The sequence below is a fragment of the Xanthomonas sp. SHU 166 genome (assembly GCF_000364685.1).
Classification (GTDB): Bacteria; Pseudomonadota; Gammaproteobacteria; order Xanthomonadales; family Xanthomonadaceae; genus Xanthomonas_A; species Xanthomonas_A sontii.
The window spans coordinates 1-393 of record NZ_AQOJ01000558.1; the positions used below are offsets into that span (position 1 = coordinate 1).

Sequence of the window (393 nt, forward strand, 5' to 3'; positions counted from 1 at the left end):
GCCGCTGCGCCAGCCGCCGCGCCGGCGCCGGTCAAGGACAACCCCGATGCCGCCGATCTGGCCGATCCGGCCGCCGGCAGCGCCGCGCAACCGTTGCCGCCGAGCACGGCCGCTGGCAACTACGCGGTGAATTTCGGCGCCTACGCCACCGCCGCCGACGCCGATGCGGTGATCGCGCGGCTCAAGCAGGCGCAGCTGCCGGGCTTCCGCGAGCAGGCCACGATCGGCGGGCGCCAGGCCTGGCGGGTGCGGATCGGGCCGTATGCCGATCGCGCCCAGGCCGAATCCGTGCGCCTGCAGGCGGTCAAGGTCCGCAACGACGTCAACGCCCAGGTGGTGACCCTGGATGCGGCGCCGAGCAACGCCACCCCGGCCAGCGCTACGCCGGCTGCC

General features: G+C 75.3%; 1 protein-coding gene. It reads left to right on the plus strand.

Translation table 11 applies throughout. From position 1 onward, the window contains the following. On the plus strand, positions 1-393 hold a 393-nt coding region (locus D180_RS14130), incomplete at both ends, for an SPOR domain-containing protein (RefSeq protein WP_017913313.1).